This window comes from Halomonas sp. 3F2F, from assembly GCF_014897805.1.
GTDB lineage: Bacteria > Pseudomonadota > Gammaproteobacteria > Pseudomonadales > Halomonadaceae > Vreelandella.
The window spans coordinates 19,382-39,764 of the sequence record NZ_JABUZE010000032.1; the positions used below are offsets into that span (position 1 = coordinate 19,382).

The 20,383-nt window shown below is 50.6% G+C and carries 19 protein-coding genes; 16 read left to right on the forward strand and 3 right to left on the reverse strand.

The genetic code is table 11. The features are described from left to right. The first annotated feature begins 37 nt into the window (after nt 1–37). The 7 genes from thrS (at nt 38) to INT21_RS03340 (ending at nt 7,200) form a co-directional block, all read left to right on the forward strand. Nucleotides 38–1,960: a threonine--tRNA ligase gene (gene thrS, locus INT21_RS03310; protein ID WP_089038321.1), complete on the forward strand. Its 1,923-nt coding sequence runs from the start codon at nt 38–40 to the stop codon at nt 1,958–1,960. Nucleotides 1,961–1,972: 12 nt separating this feature from the next. Further along, complete coding sequence (gene infC, locus INT21_RS03315; protein WP_083003855.1) at nt 1,973–2,512, forward strand: translation initiation factor IF-3; 540 nt, start codon at nt 1,973–1,975, stop codon at nt 2,510–2,512. Nucleotides 2,513–2,593: 81 nt separating this feature from the next. After that, nucleotides 2,594–2,788 (forward strand): 50S ribosomal protein L35, encoded by a 195-nt coding sequence (gene rpmI / locus INT21_RS03320; RefSeq protein WP_009724291.1) that lies wholly within the window; start codon nt 2,594–2,596, stop codon nt 2,786–2,788. 57 nt (nt 2,789–2,845) lie between these two features. Then, a complete protein-coding gene (gene rplT, locus INT21_RS03325) occupies nt 2,846–3,199 on the forward strand; it encodes a 50S ribosomal protein L20 (protein ID WP_009097607.1) in 354 nt (117 codons plus the stop codon). Between the two features lie 157 nt (nt 3,200–3,356). After that, a complete protein-coding gene (gene pheS / locus INT21_RS03330) occupies nt 3,357–4,376 on the forward strand; it encodes a phenylalanine--tRNA ligase subunit alpha (protein WP_193084846.1) in 1,020 nt (339 codons plus the stop codon). A 26-nt stretch (nt 4,377–4,402) separates the two neighbouring features. Further along, complete coding sequence (gene pheT, locus INT21_RS03335) at nt 4,403–6,784, forward strand: phenylalanine--tRNA ligase subunit beta (RefSeq protein ID WP_193059783.1); 2,382 nt, start codon at nt 4,403–4,405, stop codon at nt 6,782–6,784. A 119-nt stretch (nt 6,785–6,903) separates the two neighbouring features. After that, nucleotides 6,904–7,200 carry an integration host factor subunit alpha gene (locus INT21_RS03340; RefSeq protein ID WP_009724294.1) on the forward strand — a complete coding sequence of 99 codons (297 nt, stop codon included), beginning with the start codon at nt 6,904–6,906 and terminating at the stop codon, nt 7,198–7,200. Nucleotides 7,201–7,328: 128 nt separating this feature from the next. Here the strand turns inward: INT21_RS03340 and INT21_RS03345 are convergent, their stop codons facing one another. Continuing rightward, nucleotides 7,329–7,535, reverse strand: coding sequence for a DUF2788 domain-containing protein (locus INT21_RS03345; protein WP_038483925.1), 207 nt, complete (start codon nt 7,533–7,535; stop codon nt 7,329–7,331). A gap of 142 nt (nt 7,536–7,677) precedes the next feature. Between INT21_RS03345 and INT21_RS03350 the strand changes: the two genes are divergently transcribed. The 8 genes from INT21_RS03350 (at nt 7,678) to INT21_RS03385 (ending at nt 17,171) form a co-directional block, all read left to right on the forward strand. Then, the gene (locus INT21_RS03350) at nt 7,678–8,139 is read left to right on the forward strand and encodes a flavodoxin domain-containing protein (RefSeq protein ID WP_193059784.1); all 462 of its coding nucleotides are present in this window, start codon (nt 7,678–7,680) and stop codon (nt 8,137–8,139) included. Between the two features lie 2 nt (nt 8,140–8,141). After that, a complete protein-coding gene (locus INT21_RS03355) occupies nt 8,142–8,510 on the forward strand; it encodes a hypothetical protein (RefSeq protein WP_089038317.1) in 369 nt (122 codons plus the stop codon). A gap of 248 nt (nt 8,511–8,758) precedes the next feature. After that, a complete protein-coding gene (gene tig, locus INT21_RS03360; protein WP_089038316.1) occupies nt 8,759–10,111 on the forward strand; it encodes a trigger factor in 1,353 nt (450 codons plus the stop codon). Between the two features lie 62 nt (nt 10,112–10,173). Continuing rightward, the gene (gene clpP / locus INT21_RS03365) at nt 10,174–10,791 is read left to right on the forward strand and encodes an ATP-dependent Clp endopeptidase proteolytic subunit ClpP (RefSeq protein WP_089038315.1); all 618 of its coding nucleotides are present in this window, start codon (nt 10,174–10,176) and stop codon (nt 10,789–10,791) included. 74 nt (nt 10,792–10,865) lie between these two features. Then, nucleotides 10,866–12,146 (forward strand): ATP-dependent Clp protease ATP-binding subunit ClpX, encoded by a 1,281-nt coding sequence (gene clpX, locus INT21_RS03370; protein WP_038483940.1) that lies wholly within the window; start codon nt 10,866–10,868, stop codon nt 12,144–12,146. A gap of 199 nt (nt 12,147–12,345) precedes the next feature. Further along, a complete protein-coding gene (gene lon, locus INT21_RS03375) occupies nt 12,346–14,775 on the forward strand; it encodes an endopeptidase La (RefSeq protein WP_038483943.1) in 2,430 nt (809 codons plus the stop codon). Nucleotides 14,776–14,969: 194 nt separating this feature from the next. Then, entirely contained in the window at nt 14,970–15,242 is a 273-nt protein-coding gene (locus INT21_RS03380; protein WP_009724302.1) for an HU family DNA-binding protein, read from the forward strand. 111 nt (nt 15,243–15,353) lie between these two features. Continuing rightward, nucleotides 15,354–17,171 (forward strand): SurA N-terminal domain-containing protein, encoded by a 1,818-nt coding sequence (locus tag INT21_RS03385; protein ID WP_193059785.1) that lies wholly within the window; start codon nt 15,354–15,356, stop codon nt 17,169–17,171. 90 nt (nt 17,172–17,261) lie between these two features. Here INT21_RS03385 and INT21_RS03390 read toward each other — a convergent pair whose 3' ends face one another. Further along, nucleotides 17,262–18,032, reverse strand: a complete 771-nt coding sequence (locus INT21_RS03390; protein WP_193084847.1) for a UDP-2,3-diacylglucosamine diphosphatase — start codon at nt 18,030–18,032, stop codon at nt 17,262–17,264. A 13-nt stretch (nt 18,033–18,045) separates the two neighbouring features. Continuing rightward, nucleotides 18,046–18,546, reverse strand: a complete 501-nt coding sequence (locus INT21_RS03395) for a peptidylprolyl isomerase (RefSeq protein WP_038483952.1) — start codon at nt 18,544–18,546, stop codon at nt 18,046–18,048. 156 nt (nt 18,547–18,702) lie between these two features. Here INT21_RS03395 and INT21_RS03400 point away from each other — a divergent pair, with 156 nt between their 5' ends. Continuing rightward, the gene (locus tag INT21_RS03400) at nt 18,703–20,382 is read left to right on the forward strand and encodes a glutamine--tRNA ligase/YqeY domain fusion protein (RefSeq protein WP_038483956.1); all 1,680 of its coding nucleotides are present in this window, start codon (nt 18,703–18,705) and stop codon (nt 20,380–20,382) included. Nucleotide 20,383 lies beyond the last annotated feature (1 nt).

Genomic DNA, 20,383 nt, shown 5'->3' on the forward strand with positions numbered 1-20,383 from the left:
TTGGTATGGATCACCACTGCGCTCAAGGAATATCTTAATGCCCATAGTAACATTGCCGGATGGCAGCCAAAGAACGTTCGAAGCACCACTTTCTATCATGCAGCTCGCAGAATCCATTGGCCCTGGTTTGGCCAAGGCCTGTGTGGCTGGCAAGATTGATGGTGTATTGGTCGATGCTGCTGACTTGATCGAGCAAGATGCTGAAGTGGCGATAATTACCGCCCGTGATCCCGAAGGGCTTGAGATTATCCGCCATTCCTGTGCTCACTTGATTGGACATGCGGTTAAGCAACTGTACCCTGATGCCAAAATGGCCATTGGGCCAGTCATTGACGATGGTTTTTATTACGACATTGATTTCGGCAAGTCGGTCACGCCTGACGACTTGGAAGCCATCGAAAAACGCATGCAATCACTTATTGAGCGTGATTACGACGTGGTGCGTGAGTACGTTGATCGCGACAAGGCGATGAAAACGTTTATTGAGCGTGGCGAAACGTTCAAGCAGGAAATTGTCCGTGATATACCTGAGGGTGCAACAATACGTTTGTATCATCATGAAGAGTACACGGACATGTGTCGCGGGCCGCACGTGCCGAATACGCGCCACCTGAAAGCTTTCAAGCTAACCAAGCTAGCTGGCGCCTATTGGCGTGGAGATGCCTCAAACCCGATGCTGACACGTATTTACGGTACAGCATGGGGCGATAAGAAGCAGCTCAAAGCTTATTTGAAGCGCCTAGAAGAGGCCGAAAAGCGAGATCATCGCAAATTGGCACGCAAGATGGATCTTTTCCATTTGCAAGAAGAAGCGCCAGGCATGGTTTTTTGGCACCCCAATGGCTGGACGATGTACCAGGCGCTAGAAGATTACATGCGCAAAATTCAGCGAGCGCATGGTTATCAAGAGATTAAAACGCCGCAAGTAGTGGATCTTTCGTTGTGGAAGAAATCGGGCCACTGGGGTCACTACAGTGAGCTCATGTTTACCACTGAGTCAGAAAAGCGTGAGTATGCTGTTAAGCCTATGAACTGTCCCTGTCATGTACAGGTATTTAATCAGGGATTGAAAAGCTACCGCGATTTACCGTTACGTCTAGCAGAATTTGGTAGCTGCCACCGGAATGAGCCATCGGGCTCATTGCATGGTCTGATGCGCGTTCGTGGCTTTACTCAAGATGATGCGCATATTTTTTGTACCGAAGGTCAAATTCAGGCAGAAGCAGAAGCATTCATTGCGCTTACCCTGCAAGTTTATAAAACGCTTGGTTTCGAGGATGTTGAACTCAAGCTGTCAACTCGACCTGAGGACTTTCTTGGCGAAGCAGAGATGTGGGATCGGGCAGAGCAGGGGCTTGAAGCTGCACTCAATGCGACGGGGCTTGATTGGGAGCTTCAGCCAGGAGAGGGGGCTTTTTATGGCCCGAAAATTGAATTCGCTCTGCGTGATTGCCTGAATCGTGTTTGGCAATGTGGTACTCTACAGTTAGATTTCAATTTGCCAGGGCGCTTAGGCGCGCAATACGTTGATGAAGATGGGACACGAAAGACCCCAGTGATGCTTCATCGTGCTATCTTAGGTTCTTTTGAACGGTTCTTGGGAATCCTAATCGAGCACTATGCTGGTGCGATGCCGCTATGGTTGGCACCTCAGCAAGCTGTGTTGATGACCATTACTGATGCGCAGCGTGATTATGCGCTTGAGTTGGAGCAACGGCTGCAAAAAAATGGCTTACGAGTTAAAGCGGACTTGAGGAACGAGAAGATCGGCTTTAAAATCCGTGAGCATACGTTACAGAAAGTTCCCTATCTCCTTGTGGTGGGAGATAAGGAAGTCGAAGCTGACTCAGTGGCCGTGCGAACTCGCAGCGGCGAAAACCTCGGCACAATGACAGTCGATGAATTCATCGAACGTTGCAGTGCAGAGCGAGCAGCCCTGGCGACATCGTCAATTGCCTAAGGAGACGGAGCAATCAAGCGAAGCAATCAGCGCGGGCGTCCACAAGACAAGCGCCCACCAATGAACGAGAGAATTACCGAAGAAGAAGTACGTTTGATCGATGCTGAAGGTGAACAGTTGGGTGTTGTGCCCACCACCGAAGCGCTTGAGCGTGCAGAAGCTGCCGGTTTAGACCTCGTGCAAATTTCGAATGCCGATCCAATCGTTTGTAAGATTATGGATTATGGCAAATTTGTTTTTGAGACGAAGAAGCAGAAAGCGGCTCAAAAGAAAAAGCAGAAGCAAATTCAGGTCAAGGAAGTCAAATTCCGTCCTGGCACCGACGAAGGCGATTATCAGGTCAAGCTTAAAAACCTGACGCGCTTTCTTGAAGGTGGTGATAAGGGCAAAGTCACATTGCGCTTCCGTGGTCGTGAAATGGCGCACCAGGACATTGGTCGTAAGCTAATGGAACGGATCGCGGCAGACCTGGAAGAGATCGGAGCGGTAGAGTCTTTCCCGAAAATGGAAGGACGCCAGATGATCATGATTATTGCCCCGAAGAAGAAGTGATCCAACGGCGAAGCTAACGGGTCAGCGTGAAAGCGCTGATCGGCCCTGGGTTTTCTAAAAAATATCGAGCGGAGTTTTCTCATGCCGAAAATCAAAAGCAACAGCGGCGCTGCTAAGCGCTTTAAAAAGACCGCTAATGGCTTCAAGCACAAGCAGTCTTTCCGTAGCCACATCTTGACCAAGAAGTCGACCAAGCGTAAGCGTCAGCTGCGTGGTATGAAGCAGATCCATGCTTCTGACAAAGCGCTGATTCAGCGCATGCTGCCGAATCTGTAAGGTCGAATTTTCTTATCTGAGTGCATTTAGCCTCAGTCATAAAGTCAGGAGTGTGTTATGACTCGTGTTAAGCGTGGCGTAGTTGCCCGTCGTCGCCATAAAAAAGTATTGAAGCAGGCTAAAGGTTACTACGGAGCCCGTTCGCGTGTTTTCCGCGTAGCCAAGCAGGCTGTTATCAAAGCCGGTCAGTATGCTTACCGTGACCGCCGCAACCGCAAGCGTCAATTCCGCGCTTTGTGGATTCAGCGTATTAACGCTGGTGCGCGCATCAATGGCATGTCTTACAGCCGCTTTGTTGGCGGTCTGAAGAAAGCCGGTATTGAAATTGACCGCAAAGTATTGGCCGACCTGGCAGTACACGAGAAAGCTGCATTTGCGGCTATCGTGGAAAAAGCCAAGGCTGCCCAATAAGTCACATTACACTGAGTTAGATCAGTGTGACGTGTCAGAGGTCATTTCAGTGTGACCCATGCAGGGGAAGAGCAGCCGCTCTTCCCCTGTTTTTTTGTCACCTTCAACATGCCAGCCATCTTTAGAGATGGAAATCGCTTAATTCGGAGTGAATCGGATGGACCATCTTCCTACTCTGGTGTCAGAGGCTCGCGATGCTATTCATGCGGCGCAAAGTGTCCCTGCTCTAGATGAGTTGCGCGTACGTTACTTGGGTAAAAAAGGCGAAGTGACGGCCTTGTTGAAAGGCTTAGGAAAGCTATCAGCAGAAGAGCGTCCTGCCGCCGGTGAGCAAATTAATCAGGCGAAACAGACCCTGGCAGCTGAAATTGATACAAGGCGTCAGCAGCTTGAAAGCGAAGCGCTTAATGCTCGCTTGGCAGCTGAAAAAATTGACGTGACACTGCCTGGCCGCGGTCAAGAGAATGGCGGCCTGCATCCCGTCACTCGCACGCTTGAGCGTATTGAAGGCTTGTTTACCAGGATTGGCTACGATGTGGCGGTGGGGCCAGAAATTGAAGATGACTACCATAATTTCGAAGCGCTAAATATACCCGCTCATCACCCTGCGCGTGGTATGGCAGATACCTTCTATTTCGATGCTACACGCTTGTTACGTACTCACACATCGCCAGTTCAAGTACGTACCATGAAAAGTAGTGAGCCGCCGATCCGTATTGTTTGCCCTGGTCGTGTCTACCGTAGTGATTCAGATCTCACCCACACCCCAATGTTCCACCAAGTGGAAGGTCTGTTGGTTGACGAAGGTGTGAGCTTTGCAGATCTTAAGGGAACTATTGAAGATTTTCTCCAAGCATTTTTTGAACGCGATGATCTTTCAGTGCGCTTCCGCCCCTCTTACTTTCCATTCACTGAGCCCTCCGCAGAGGTCGATATTCAGTGCGTGATGTGTAGCGGTGATGGTTGTCGTGTCTGCTCGCATAGCGGCTGGTTGGAGGTTATGGGCTGTGGGATGGTGCATCCCGAGGTGTTCAGGCATTCGGGTATTGATACTGAGCGCTACACAGGGTTTGCGTTTGGTATGGGCGCCGAGCGGCTTGCGATGCTGCGCTACGGTGTCAATGATCTACGTTTGTTCTTTGAGAACGATCTGCGTTTTCTTCGCCAATTTACCTAAGACCGCTGCCAACGACGGGAATCAATATGAAATTTTCAGAACAGTGGCTGCGTGACTGGGTGGCTCCGCAGCTTGATACACAGGCAATTGCTGATCAAATTACCATGGCAGGCCTTGAGGTCGATGCTATCGAGGCCGTTGCGTCCGCGTTTAGTGGCGTAGTGGTTGCAGAGGTGCTGACTAAAGAGAAGCACCCAGATGCTGATAAGCTCAACGTATGTACTGTTAATGATGGTACCGGTGAGCCTGTGCAGGTTGTTTGTGGCGCTGCCAATGTCGATATTGGTCAAAAAATTCCGTTTGCTCAGGTGGGTGGCATTCTGCCGGGCGACTTTAAGATCAAAAAAGCCAAATTGCGTGGTGTTGAGTCACGCGGAATGATTTGCTCGGCCTCAGAGCTAGGCCTTGAGGAAGAGACGTCTCCTGGGATTTTTGTGCTGCCCGCCTCTGCGCCGATAGGTCTAAGTTTTCGAGAGTATATGCAGCTCGATGACATGACCATTGAGGTTGATCTCACGCCGAATCGTGGTGACTGCCTAAGTATCAAGGGGCTGGCTCGAGAAGTGGGTGTGCTCAATCGTCTTCCGGTGAGTGGGCCTGAGATTGCGGCCATTGAAGCCAGTATTGACGATACTTTTTCAGCGCGTATTGAAGCGCCGGAGCAGTGCCCACGCTACCTGGGCCGCATTATTAAAGGTGTCGATATTAGCGTCGAAACCCCGCTGTGGATGGTAGAGCGTCTCCGGCGTAGCGGTGTTCGTTCCATTGACCCTGCCGTTGATGTGACTAACTACGTGATGCTGGAGCTAGGCCAGCCGTTGCATGCGTTTGATCGCTACAACCTTCACGGCGGTATTACCGTTCGCTTGGCGCGTAATGAAGAGCGCCTGACCTTATTGGACGGTCAGGAAGTAGCGCTAAGACCTGAAACGCTGGTTATTGCTGATGATGAAGGTCCTCTAGCAATGGCAGGCGTTATGGGGGGCGAGAACTCAGGGGTAAGTGAGAAGACCGATACGATTTTCTTGGAAGCTGCCTATTTTACGCCGCTGGCTATCGCAGGGCAGGCGCGTTCTTACGGTCTCCATACGGATGCATCACATCGATTTGAACGTGGCGTTGATCCGGCGCTTGCCAGTGTGGCGATTGAGCGTGCCACTCAGCTTCTAATGGAGATATGTGGTGGTCAGGCTGGCCCTGTTACTGAGTCGTCCAGTGACGAACACCTGCCAGCACCCCGTAACATTGTATTGCGCGAGGCGCGTTTAGAGAGCGCGCTTTCGAAGCGGCTGCCGGCTGAAGATGTAACTGACATTCTGCAGCGTTTAGGGCTTGCAGTTGATAAGCAGGCAGATGGCTGGTCAGTCACAGCGCCAAGCTGGCGTTTTGATGTGGCGATCGAAGAAGATCTCATTGAAGAGATTGCTAGGGTTCATGGTTACAACAACCTGCCTGTTCGGCGCCCTGCGGCGCGTTTGGCACTGCGTCCGGCTAACGAGGCGGTGCTAACCCAAGCCCAGCTGCGTAACCAAATGGTAGCTCGCGGTTTTCAGGAAGCGATAACTTACAGCTTTGTTGCGCCTGATCTCCAGGCGGTGATGTTGCCGGACGCTATTTCACCAGTGTTGGCGAATCCGATTTCGTCAGATCTGTCGGTGATGCGGGCCAGTCTGTTCCCTGGCTTAGTGCGTGCGCTTGAGCATAACCTGAACCGGCAGCAAACCCGTGTCAGATTGTTTGAAACTGGCTTGGTATTTAATGGCCATTTGGACAACCTTTCGCAAGTCCCGATGATGGGAGCGCTGGTATGCGGAGGTCGTGAAGCTGAAGGTTGGTGCGGGGCTAAAGCCCAAGTCGATTTTTACGATCTAAAAGGCGATTTAGAAAGCCTGCTGGCGCTTGGTGGCGCGCTGGATGCTTGGCGTTTTGAGCCGGGTGAGCATCCTTCGCTACATCCTGGGCAAACAGCAAGGCTGTTGCATAATGGTCAGCCAGCCGGTTGGATTGGCACCTTGCATCCTCAGGTACGAGCTAAGCTAGGGCTGAAAGTTGATGCCGTCATGTTTGAGGTTCGCTTAGATGCGCTGAGCGAGGGTCTCATCCCGGCTTTTGAGCCGCTGTCACGTTATCCGGAAGTTCGCCGTGACTTGGCTTTCACTGTTAAGGCAGAGATACCGGTTCAGGCGCTACTTGATTGTGCAAAAGCACAAGCTGGCGATTACTTAAAAGACATTAAGCTATTTGATGTCTATGCTGGTAAGGGCGTAGCTGATGGTTGTAAGAGTATTGCATTGGGCTTGACGTGGCAGCACGGATCACGCACGCTAAATGACGATGAAATCAACCTGTTGGTAGATTCTATCGTATCGCAAGTGCGAACAGAATTAGATGCTGAGCTACGTGGATAGGATTTGTGGATAGGATTTGCGACTAGGTTTGGTGGATAGTTACGTGAATAATTAAATAATGCCATGACACGACGCTTATCACGTTCTTGGCAATGCGTTTGCTACATGGAGGGGGCCTTATGGGTGCGTTGACCAAAGCAGAGCTAGCAGAACATTTACACACTGAGCTCGCGCTGTCGAAGCGAGAAGCAAAAGCCATGGTTGAGGCTTTTTTTGAAGAGATCCGTGCCTGCTTGCGCGAAAACGAGCAGGTTAAGCTATCGGGTTTCGGCAATTTCGATTTGCGTGATAAGCGCGAAAGACCGGGGCGTAACCCCAAGACAGGTGAAGAGATTCCCATTTCTGCACGGCGCGTTGTTACTTTTCGTCCCGGTCAAAAACTAAAGCAGCAGGTAGAGCGTTATACAAGCAGCTAACTTGCGGGTGGCGGAAGTTTAAACGCGCTGATCGGTGGCTAAGTGTGTCGAGCAGTTGTGCTGAGCTGATGCCCAGAATGGTAGCAAATGAAAAGGAGTACCTTCGGGTGCTCCTTTTTAATTTCGGACTAAAGTCCACGTCCTTCAATGAGCCAAGTGATCACTACCTTAATGACATAACCCAGCATGCCAGCACCCAGAACGACAAAAAGCATGATCGTGCCGAACTTCCCTGCGTTGGATTTCTTAGCTAAGTCCCAAATAATAAAGCACATAAACACGATTAAGCCACCGACCATGATCGGTGTTATCCATGCTTCAAAGAGCTGCTGCATAAGATTTCCTACTAAATGATTGATAGTGCCCCATGAGAAGGCGTGTGTCGTTTTTGCGAGTCGTGTTAATATTTGACCAAATTCATCGGGTATTTGTCGACTGAACAAAGCACAGTGCGACACTATTGCAGAGGAGTAGGCCATGCCAACGCTAACGATTCTAGTCGGTACAATGTACGGTGGCGCGCTAGATGTCGCAGAGCAAGTAAAGCCGTTATTTGAGCAGGCTGGCTACAAGGTTGATATTTCTGAGCAGCCGACGATTGACGATTTGACCAATAGCCAAGATCTTACGCTGTTTTGTGTATCAACCACGGGCAGTGGAGATTACCCAGGGAATTTTGTTTCTTTTGTGCGCGGGCTGCAGGAAAAAAGTCCCTCGCTTACCTCGTTGCGCTATGGATTGATTGCGTTGGGCGATAGCTCATACGGAGATACGTTCTGTGGAGCGGGAAGAGCGCTCGATGCGTTATTAGAGGATCATGGTGCGACGCGTTTAGGTGAGCGGCTGGAAGTGGATGCTATGGAAACCTTTATGGCAGATGACGCCGCTATTCCGTGGGTAGAAGAGTGGATTGAGTCTCAGCAACTGAAGGTTGCTTAGCCATGCAGCGAGTCCCTTTTTCTCCAGAGCGTATTAGCGTTGCCCTCGGACTTTGTATTGTGATGTTGGCCGCGATACCTCGTTACATGGTAGAAGGGCATGAAACACGCCAGGCATTGTTACTTATTGCGCTAGCCATTGTGGTAGGTGCTGCCGCTGTTCAGTGGAAAATGCTGTCGGTTGACGCACGAAAAGCGCTGCCGAAATTATGTCAGCGCTTGCTATTTATGCTGCTGATGGGTGCCCTGGTAATGGGGGCATGGCATGGTCTGTTCACTGACTGGATTAGCTGGCAAGTGTTTATTTCCCACGCAGCAACCTGTGGTCTGCTATTTCATGCTGTTTCTTTGTGGTGGGCAAAACGCGATTAAAGGCCACTATTTTAGCTGTGATCGCCAGGCTACAAGGCTTCATCTAACGTTTAAAAATAATTTTGACTGCATTGTGGTCAAAAAACGACCTAAAATGGTCGTTTTGCTAGTGATTACCCTTGTATTTGCGGGTTATGCCCCCATCTTGCGAGCATGGCGCTTGCCACGATGCGCTAGGGTTCTTAAAATTGCCCCCTTGTACTTATTTTACGCAATCAACATAACGCCCAGCCGCTAGAGGACAATTCATGCAAGTTTCCGTCGAGACGACCTCCCAGATCGAACGCCGTATCACTATTCAGGTGCCGGCCGCCGAAATCGACGAGGCCGTCAGCGCTCGCTTAGTAGACACCGCGAAAAACGTTCGCCTGAATGGTTTTCGCCAAGGCCGAGTGCCGATGGCTGTAGTTCGTCAGCGCTATGGCGACAGCGTGCGCAATGAGGTGGTAGGTGAAGTGATGCGTGAGCGCTATGTGCGTGCCATCACGGAAGAAGGCCTTAATCCTGCCGGTTTTCCCCAGATTGAGCCAAAAGTAAACCAAACTGGCAAAGACCTAGAGTTTGTGGCAGTTATGGAAATCTACCCGCAGGTTGAGCTTGCGTCTATCGAAGGCACTGAAGTTGAGCGTCCGGTAGTGACGGTTAGCGATGCTGATGTCGACGAAATGATCGATACACTGCGTAAGCAAAATGCTGCGTGGGAAGAAGTAGACGCCGCTGCTGCTGATGGCGATCAAGTTACCATCGACTTCCAGGGCTTCCTGGGTGATGAGCCGTTTGAAGGTGGAAGTGCTGAGGGCCATGCTTTAGTTATTGGCTCCAACAGCTTCATCCCAGGCTTTGAAGAGCAGTTGATCGGTGCGAAGGCGGGTGATGAGAAAACCATCACTGTTACCTTCCCTGAAGATTACCAAGCAGAGCATCTTGCAGGCCAGGAAGCCACCTTTAAAGTCACCGTTCATAAAGTCAGTAGCCAAACGCTGCCGGCCGTAGACGCTGAGTTTATTGCGCGCTTTGGTGTTGACGATGGCGATGAAGAGAAATTCCGCGCTGAAATCAAAAAGAACATGACTCGCGAAGCGGCCCAAGCGGTGGATAACCGTGTTAAGCAGCAGGTGTTGGATGCGCTGAAAAAAGCGAACGATATTCCTGTGCCAAGTGCGCTTGTTCAGCAAGAAACTGATGGCATGAAGCGTCAGGCAGCACAGCAGTTCGGTCTGGGCGAGGACTTTGATGTCAGCCAGCTGCCGAATGAACTCTTCGAAGCGCAAGCGAAAGGCCGCGTCCAGGTAGGATTGCTGCTGGCCGAGGTTATCAAGGCGAATGAGTTAGACGCTGATGATGATGCAATTAAGGCTAAGGTTGAAGAGCTGGCAGAGCAGTATCAGGATCCTTCCGAAGTGGTTGAATACTACATGGGTAATGAGCAGCTCAAAACCCAAGTGAAGTCTGCCATCCTGGAAGAGAAGGCTGTTGATAAGCTGCTGGAGCAGACGAACGTTAAAGACGTTGAAATGTCTTACCAGCAGGCATTGGCAGCGGCTCAGCAACAGGCCGAGCAAGATGAAGGTGTTGAAGAAAGCGAACAAGCTAGCGCTTAACTTCATCGCGTGGCGCATCCCATGTGGGTGCGCTTTCCCTTACCGGACGCAAGGAATCACGAATGAGTGAGTTTGATATTCAAAACGCCGGCGGTTTAGTGCCCATGGTGGTTGAGCAGAGCGCCAAAGGGGAAAGAGCCTATGACATCTACTCACGCCTGCTAAAAGAGCGTGTTATTTTCCTGGTTGGACCAGTTGAAGATTACATGGCGAACTTAGTGGTGGCGCAGCTGCTGTTTCTTGAGTCAGAGAACCCTGATAAAGATATTCACCTTTACATTAATTCGCCTGGTGGGTCTGTTACGGCAGGTATGTCTATCTACGACACCATGCAGTTTATTAAGCCTGATGTGTCGACCGTATGTATTGGTCAAGCAGCTAGCATGGGTGCACTGTTGCTGACAGCAGGCGCAGCAGGTAAGCGTTATTGTTTGCCTAATTCCCGTGTGATGATTCACCAGCCGCTGGGTGGCTATCAAGGCCAAGCGTCTGATATCGAGATCCACACCCGTGAGATTTTAGGTATTCGTGAAAAACTGAACCAGATTTTAGCCCATCATACTGGTCAAGAACTTGATACTGTTGCTCGGGATACTGACCGTGACAACTTTATGAGCGCCACTAAAGCCCAAGAATATGGCTTGATTGACGCAGTGCTGGATAAGCGGCCTACATCCTGATAGCGTGGTAGGATTCTGCTTTTCTAACGAGCTTTTCCGGCGGCGTAAGCCGCCGCAGTGATAGAGGTACGCGAATGGCCGACGGCAAAGGCAAGGACGAAGGTGGCAAGCTTTTATACTGCTCGTTTTGTGGTAAGAATCAAAACGAAGTACGTAAGCTAATTGCAGGCCCGTCCGTATATATCTGCGATGAGTGTGTCGACTTATGTAATGACATCATTCGCGAAGAAGTTCTCGAAGCCGATGCCGAGAGCGATGAAGAGCGTTTACCTACGCCTCGCGAAATACGTCATACGTTAGACGACTATGTCATCGGACAAGATCGCGCCAAAATGGTGCTATCTGTAGCGGTTTATAACCACTACAAGCGTCTTAAGACGGAAGTGCGCGAAGGCGATGTAGAACTAGGTAAATCAAATATTCTGCTCATTGGTCCTACCGGTAGTGGTAAAACACTGTTGGCGGAAACCATGGCGCGGTTATTGAATGTACCTTTTACCATTGCCGATGCCACTACACTGACAGAAGCGGGTTATGTGGGTGAGGATGTTGAAAACATCATCCAAAAGCTTCTGCAGAAGTGTGATTACGACGTCGAAAAGGCTGAGCGAGGCATTGTTTATATCGATGAAATCGATAAGATTTCGCGCAAGTCTGATAACCCTTCCATCACACGTGATGTGTCGGGCGAGGGTGTCCAGCAGGCACTACTCAAGTTGATTGAAGGCACAACAGCATCCGTGCCGCCGCAGGGTGGTCGTAAACATCCCCAGCAAGAGTTTGTTCAGGTCAATACGGCCAACATGCTGTTTATTGTGGGTGGCGCTTTTGCGGGTCTTGATAAAGTTATCCGTGACCGTGCTGAGAAAGGCGGCATTGGTTTCAATGCTAGCGTGAAGAGCAAAGAGTCTTCACGTGGTGTAGGTGAGTTACTGGCCGACGTAGAACCAGATGATTTAGTGAAATTTGGTTTAATTCCTGAGTTTGTTGGACGTCTGCCCGTGATTGCGACGCTCACGGAGCTAAACGAAGATGCGTTGGTACAGATCTTAACCGAGCCTAAAAACTCGCTGGTTAAGCAGTACGCCAAGCTCTTTGAAATGGAAGATGTGACGCTCGAGTTTAGAGACGAAGCGCTGCGTGCTGTTGCTACCAAGGCAATGGAGCGTAAGACTGGCGCGCGAGGTTTGCGATCTATCCTTGAGTCTGTGCTGCTAGACACCATGTACGAGATTCCTTCGCTTGAAGGTGTTAGCAAAGTGGTGATTGATAGTTCAGTGATTGCAGGTGAAAGTGAGCCACTACTGATCTATTCGCAGCAGGAAGACGCTCGTGTTGATGGCACCGACGGCTAGTCCCGACGTGCACGCCACGGCCTAGCTTTTACCGCTTGCGCCAAACCAAGGGGTCGCCTAGGCGACCCCTTGTTATTCATAAGTTATTCATGAAATGTTTGCCTAGCTGCTCAGCGCCCTAGCGCCATGCTTTTCATACTGTGAGGTACTTGGCTAAGTACCCTTTCAAGTACTCATCCGATTTTGAGGAACGTCTGCGATGCAGCAGAACGCCGATCAGACACAATGTCTACCCCTGTTGCCTTTGCGGGACGTGGTTGTGTACCCGCAAATGGTTATTCCACTTTTTGTTGGTCGTGAGAAGTCCATCCAAGCGTTGGAAGCGGCGATGGAGGCCGACAAACGTGTGCTGCTGGTGGCTCAGCGTGAGGCCTCCCAGGATGAGCCCGATAACGCTGATCTTTATGCCATGGGCACCGTGGCCGATATCATGCAACTGCTAAAATTGCCTGATGGCACTGTAAAAGTGCTGATTGAAGGTAATTTTCGCGCTGATGTTATTGATATTGAAGAGCACGAAACGGGCTACACCCAAGCTTACTTGGTGCCTCGCGAGAGTGAGCCGCTAACCAGTCGTGAACAAGAAGCACTGGTACGTGTGCTGCTCAACCAATTTGAGCAATACGTCAAACTGTCCAAAAAAGTGCCTAACGAGGTGCTCAATTCGCTTTCTGGAATTGAGGATCCGAGCCGGTTGGTCGATACCATCTGTGCGCACTTGTCATTAAAAATAGGCGACAAGCAAGAGTTGCTCGAAATGGATCGCGTGCGTGATCGCATTGAGCATTTAATGGCGCTGATTGAGTCCGAAATTGATTTGCTGCAGGTTGAAAAGCGCATCCGCTCACGTGTGAAAGAGCAGATGGAAAAGACCCAGCGCGAGTATTACCTCAATGAGCAGATGAAGGCCATCCAGAAAGAGATGGGTGAGCTGGATAATGTGCCAAATGAGGCCGAAAAATACGAGCAAGCCATCGCTTCATCTGGAATGCCCAAAGAAGCGGCAGAAAAGGCTACTCAAGAGCTTAGTAAGCTGAAAATGATGGCTGCTAACTCGGCCGAAGCTACCGTGGTTCGCTCTTACCTAGACTGGCTAATAGCCGTCCCTTGGAAGAAGCGTACCCGCGTCAAGCACGACTTAGTGAAAGCGCAAGAAGTGCTGGATCAGGATCATTACGGCTTAGAAGAAGTCAAAGCACGCATCCTTGAATATCTTGCAGTACAGAAGCGCGTGCGTAAGATGAAAGGGCCTGTATTATGCTTGGTGGGCCCACCAGGTGTGGGTAAAACCTCTCTTGGTCAATCTATCGCACGGGCCACGAATCGTAAATATGTTCGCCTGGCGTTAGGTGGCGTACGTGACGAATCTGAAATTCGCGGTCATCGCCGCACCTACATTGGCTCGTTGCCGGGTAAGTTAATGCAGCGGATGAGCCGTGCTGGCGTTAAGAACCCACTGTTTTTATTGGATGAAGTCGATAAACTCGGTATGGATCACCGCGGTGACCCTGCATCAGCGCTGCTAGAGGTGCTTGATCCTGAGCAAAATAATAGCTTTAGTGATCACTACCTTGAGTTGGACTACGATCTGTCAGAAACGCTATTTATCTGTACTGCTAACTCAATGAATATTCCTGGTCCGCTGTTGGATCGTATGGAAATCATTCGTTTGCCGGGTTACACCGAAGATGAAAAGCTAGCGATCGCTAGGCGCTATTTGTTGCCGAAGCAGCAAGAAGCGAATGGCCTCAAAACAGAAGAGCTGGCGCTCAATGATGATGCTCTGCTAGAACTAGTGCGTTATTACACCCGTGAAGCTGGGGTGCGAGAGCTGGAGCGTCAGATCGCCAAAGTCTGCCGTAAGGTGTTGCGCGAGCGTTTAGAAGCCGAGCAGGCAGCGAGTGGTAAGCAGGGTAGCCATCTGCAGGCTCAACAAGTACTGGCAGCTGAAGATATTGAAGCCTATGCCGGCGTGCGCCGTTATAGCTACGGGTTGGCTGAGCAGGAAGATCAAGTTGGTCGTGTGACAGGGCTAGCGTGGACATCGGTTGGCGGCGAATTGCTGAATATCGAATCTGTTGTTACGCCCGGCAAAGGACGTATCAACAAAACCGGCTCGCTGGGCGATGTTATGAAAGAGTCGGTGAGTGCGGCGCAAACGGTCGTTAAGGCGCGTGCAAAAGAGTATGGTATTGATCCGCAACGGTTTGAGAATGAAGACTTGCACATTCACGTTCCGGAAGGTGCTACGCCTAAAGATGGCCCAAGTGCAGGCATTGCCATGGTAACCGCGATTGTCTCTGCCTATACTCAACGCCCTGTGCGTTGTGATGTGGCCATGACAGGCGAAGTGAACCTACGTGGCGAAGTGATGCCCATTGGGGGGTTAAAGGAGAAATTGCTGGCAGCCCGTCGCGGTGGTATAAAGACGGTCTTAATTCCTGAGGAAAATCGTCGAGACCTCAAGGAAGTGCCAGAAAATATTAAAGGGGCACTTGATATCCGTCCCGTACAGTGGATAGATGAAGTACTGGCCGTAGCGCTACATAACGATCCAATTGACGAGAGCGTCTCGTTGAAAGGTTCTGATCCGGCTTTTAATTCAACCGTCGTAACGAGTACCCATTAAGCGTTAATACTCCATTGAGTTTTAACATTACTTAATAGTTTTGCCCAAGACCTTGAGTTGCGGGCATTTCTCGGCACTGTCGCTTGACAGGGGTTTCAAGGCATTGCTATAAAACACAGCTACGCTTTGAAGTTGTATCTAACGGTGGCAGTGCCGTTCAGAGCCATTTTTTTGAAACAGTTAAGGGGTGAAGTGTGAATAAGTCCGAGCTGATTGAAGCTATTGCCGCGTCTGCTGATATTCCTAAAGCAGCGGCAACCCGCGCATTGGATGCCATGGTGGAGTCTGTCACCGATAGCCTCAAAAAAGGCGAAAGTGTTTCACTGGTAGGTTTTGGTACTTTCGCAATTAAAGAGCGTGCCGCTCGTACTGGTCGTAATCCGCAGACCGGCCAGCCGATTGAAATTAGCGCTGCGAAAGTCCCCAGCTTCAAAGCCGGTAAAGCGCTGAAAGACGCCGTCAACTAATTGGCTCGCGTTTGCTGTAAGCTAATGGGCGCATCGCATTCGCGATGCGCCCATGTTTTTTTCTGGCCCGATAGTTAGGGCGATAGATAGCTGTGATGATCTGAGGCTAGCATGCTGCAAAGTATTCGAGATGGCTCCAGAAGCTGGGGTGCCAAAATAATTATCGGTGTCATGGTGGCTGCCATGGCGCTTTTTGGCGTGGAGTCGCTGTTTAGTGTCTTTGGCGATGACCCTAATGAAGTGGCGAGCGTTAACGGCGAACCAATCATGCGTCAGCAGGTTGAGCTTGAGGTACAACGTGCGCTTCGCTCTGGACAGGTGCCACCAGAGCAAGAGCGGGCGCTTCGTAATGATGTCCTTGACCAGTTGATAACTCAGCAACTGCTAACACAATATGCTGAAGACGGTGGTGTGTTCGTCTCCGATGCCCAACTAGACCAAATGATTGTTGGTCTGCCAGAGTTTCATGATCAAGATGGTCGGTTCTCGGCTGAAATATTCCGCAACCGTCTTGCTGGTGCAGGATATACCCCAGTGGCGTTTCGTGAAGAGCTGCGTGCCGATATCAAGCGCCAGCACTTGCAGCAAGGCCTTGCGTTTAGCGACTTTAGCTTGGAAAGCGAGCAGGAACGCTTAGCTGAATTGCAGCGCCAGCAGCGCAGTTTTCGCTATGTTTTATTAGATGCCGATGATGTAAGCGTAGAGGCGAATGTTACTGAAGCGCAAATGCAGGAATATTTCGATGCAAACCAGGCACGTTTCGAGCGTCCTGAGCAGGTGCGCGTTGAGTATGTGTTAGTTGACCGTCAAGCGATGGCGGAAAACGTTGAGGTTAACGAGCAGAGCTTGCGCGATGCGTGGCGTGAGCAGAATCGCAATGCCGATCGACGTGTCTCTCATATTATGGTGACGTTTGGCGAAGAGCGCAGTCGCCAAGAAGCGCAAGCACACGCTAATGAGGCTTTAGAAGCCTTGAACAGCGGTGAAACTTTCGCCGATACGGCACTGCGTTATTCAGATGATACGGCGAGTGCTGAGGAAGGCGGCGACTTAGGGGTTATTAGTCGTGGTTTCTTTGGTGATGCCTTTGATGAAGCTGCTTTTGCTCTCGATGAAGGTGAAACATCTCAACTGGTGGAAATGGATGGTGCATTTCATATCCTTCAGGTAACCGAGCTGGTAGCACCCGCCTTTGAAGAGCAGCGTGAGGCACTTCAGCAAGATGTTGCTCTGCGTGAAGTCAATGATGAGTTCAATCAGCAAGTTCAGCGCTTAATTGATGAGAGTTTTGCTGCCGATGATCTGCAAAGCGTAGCGGATGACCTCGGTCTAACGCTAAACCAGACTGACTGGTTAGCACGCGGTGAAGGTGAGGGCGTGCTTTCAGAGCCGGGGGTGCTAGATGAGGCCTTTAGTGCTGATGTGCTAGAAGAAGGCTATAACAGCGAAGTGATCGAGCTGGATGATGATCGTCGCCTTGTGCTGCGTGTTGCGGAGCATCGCGAAACGACTCAACTCACGCTAGACGATGTGCGTGACGAAGTCGCTAACGCTGTTGTTGCTCAACAACGCCAAGAAGCACTTGAGCAAGAAGCGGCTCGTATGATCGAGGCGGTGGAAGCGGGCGAGGCCAGCAACATTGATTGGCTTGAGGCTAGCAATATATCGCGCCAGTCTGACACTGTGCTTCCCCAGGCGGTAGTGCAACAGGTGTTTCGTATGCCGCGTCCGCAGGAGGGTGATAGCGTTTACCGTTCTGTGTCACTTCCGGAAGGCGTTGCCATCATAGCGTTGGATAGCGTATCCGTAGGCGAAGTTGACGAGCAGCTTACTTCTTTTGTAGCTCAAATGGCTGAACAACTCCGCGCCCAGTCTATCATTCAGGGCTTGGTAGACGATCTGCGTAGTGACGCGAAGATTGAGCGTTAATTAACGCGTTTTTATTAACCCAAAAAGCCGGCCAAAAATTGATTTGGCCGGCTTTTTTGATGGTTTTTTGCTGATGTGCAACGTTAAGTATTAGGGTGGGTTGGCTAAGGTGAATTGACGCAGAATAGGCATGGCGTCATGCTCTGCCGTGCGTTCAACGACAATGTCCCAGCCATGGTGAACATCCCAGTCACCAAGAACAAAACGTTTTGCAGGTACCTCCTCAACCGTCAGGTCATGTACCTTTGGCCGGTGTGTGTGACCATGAATCATGGTGGTGACACCAGAGTACGCCATCAGCGCCACCACTTCTTCGTGTGTCACGTCCATGATCGCTTCCGCTTTACTCGCGTTGTCATCGCCCGACTGCATACGCAGACTCTTGGCAAGCTCCAGTCGCTGATCAAGGGGTAAGGATAGGATTTGCGTTTGCCACTGAGGATCTCTGGACTGTTGGCGGAACGCCATGTAAGCATCATCTTTAGTGCAAAGACTGTCGCCATGTAGAATAACGACAGGCACTCCTTGGAGTTCCACCGTTTGGCTTTCGGGTAGCAGAGAGGCTTGGCACTCACTGATAAAGCGCTCGCCAATCAGAAAGTCGCGATTGCCGTGCAGGAAATAAATCGCAGTTCCGTTGCTGCTTAATTTGCGTAACCGTCTGATCACTTCCCAGGCAATGTCGCTAAGAGGATGTGGTGTGTCAAGGAGATCATCTCCGATCCAGGCGTCAAACAGGTCGCCTAGAATATACAGGGCGTCAGCCCCAGTAGCGGTGTGCTCTAAGTAATGATAAAACCCCTGATTAATCTCAGGGGTATCACTGCTTAGATGCATATCAGCTATCAGCAGAGTGCGCATAGAACTCCCGTAATTAGTCGGCTTCTTTTACATAGGCGCGCTCAATGATGACATCGTCTGCGGGCACGTCAGCATGCATACCACGACGTGTGGTGCTTACACCGCGGATGGCGTCTACCACGTCCATGCCGTCGACAACCTCGCCAAACACTGCGTATCCCCAGCCTTGAAGACTTTTACCACTATGATTCAAGAAACTATTGTTACCAACGTTGATAAAGAACTGCGCTGTGGCAGAGTGAGGGTCTTGAGTGCGTGCCATTGCCAGTGTGCCAACCGTGTTTTGTAAACCATTGTCGGCTTCGTTCTCGATCGGATCACGCGTTGGCTTTTGGTTAAAATCTTGATCGAAGCCACCGCCCTGAACCATAAAGCCATCGATAACACGGTGAAACAAAGTGCCATCATAAAAACCATCGCGGACATATTGCTCAAAATTAGCGGCAGTTTTTGGCGCTTTTTCATGATTAAGCGCAATAGTGATGTCACCGTGGTTGGTCTGTAATACGATCATAGATAAATTCCTGTTCAATAAAGGCGTTCGCCTTGGCGCTGTGCATCGGCGTCACGTTATAATAGCGGTTTTGCTTGGCACCGCGAAGCGCAAACCCTAATAGCTTAGGCATTGGTTGCCTAGCCCGCCATCCACCATGAGGTTATCAACACCACCATGACCAACGAGACCACCCCAGCGCCGAACTTCATTCGCAACCAAGTACGCGACGAAATAGAGGGCGGCCAGGTCACCAAAATCGTGACGCGCTTTCCTCCCGAACCTAATGGCTTTTTACATATCGGTCATGCAAAGTCGATCTGTTTAAACTTCGGGTTGGCAGAGCAGCTAGGTGGTGAGTGTCATCTGCGCTTTGACGACACCAACCCCGCGAAGGAAGAACAGGCGTATATCGACGCTATCAAAGAGGACGTCAGCTGGTTAGGCTTTAACTGGGCAGGCCCAGTTCGCTTTGCTTCTGATTATTTCGACCAGCTTTATGCGTGGGCACAACATCTTATTCGCGAGGGCAAAGCTTACGTTGATGATCTTTCGCCAGATGAAATTCGCGAATACCGTGGCACACTCACGGCACCGGGTAAGCCAAGTCCTTACCGCGAGCGCAGCGTTGACGAAAGCCTAGATTTGCTGGAACGCATGCGTAACGGCGAGTTTGGCGAAGGCGAAAAAGTACTGCGTGCAAAAATTGATATGGCGTCGCCCAATATCAATCTTCGCGACCCGATCCTTTACCGTATTCGCCATGCCAGCCACCATCAAACAGGTGACAAGTGGAAAATCTACCCGTCGTACGATTTTACCCATGGTCAGTCTGACGCCATCGAAGGCATTACCCATTCAATCTGTACGCTAGAGTTTGAAGACCATCGCCCGCTTTACGAGTGGTTTTTGAATAACTTGCCGGTTCCCGCCAAGCCGCGCCAAATCGAGTTTGCTCGACTTAATTTGGATTACACCCTCACTTCGAAGCGCAAGCTGAAACTGCTGGTTGACGAGCAGATTGTTGATGGCTGGGACGACCCGCGTATGCCAACTATTTCAGGTATGCGTCGTCGCGGCTATACGCCGGCATCCATTCGCAAGTTCTGTGAGATGATTGGTGTTACGCGCGCCGATGGAGGTTTGGTGGATATTGCCATGCTAACGCATGCGATTCGCTCTGATCTTGAGGACAATGCGCCGCGGGCAATGTGCGTATTGAAACCCCTTAAGGTGGTACTGACCAACGTTCCTGAAGACCATGAAGAAGTGTATGACGTGCCTGGGCACCCCGCGCGAGAAGATATGGCGGTGCGTAAGGTGCCGTTTAGTCGCGAGCTGTATATTGACCAAGACGACTTCATGGAAGACGCGCCCAAAAAGTTTTTCCGTTTAGCGCCCGGCAAAGAAGTCCGCCTGCGTAACAGCTACGTGATTCGTTGTGATGACGTTGTTAAGAACGAAGCCGGTGACGTGACGGAACTGCACTGTTCGGTGGATTTCGATACGCTAGGTAAAAACCCTGAAGGCCGCAAGGTGAAAGGCGTGATTCACTGGGTGAGTGCCGCCCATGGTGTACCGATGGAAGTGCGCTTGTATGACAATTTGTTCACGGTTGAACAGCCGGATCGTGACAAAGATGTCGACTTCCTCGAACACCTGAACCCCGACTCCTTGGCGGTGTGCCACGCCATTGGCGAGCCCAGTTTGGCGGATGCTGTTCCAGAAGATCGTTTCCAGTTTGAGCGGGTGGGCTATTTCTGCGCTGACCGTCATGCTTCCAAGCCAGGGCAGTTGGTGTTTAATCGTACCGTTGGGTTGAAAGATAGCTGGGCGAAAATCAAACAGAAGGGCTAAG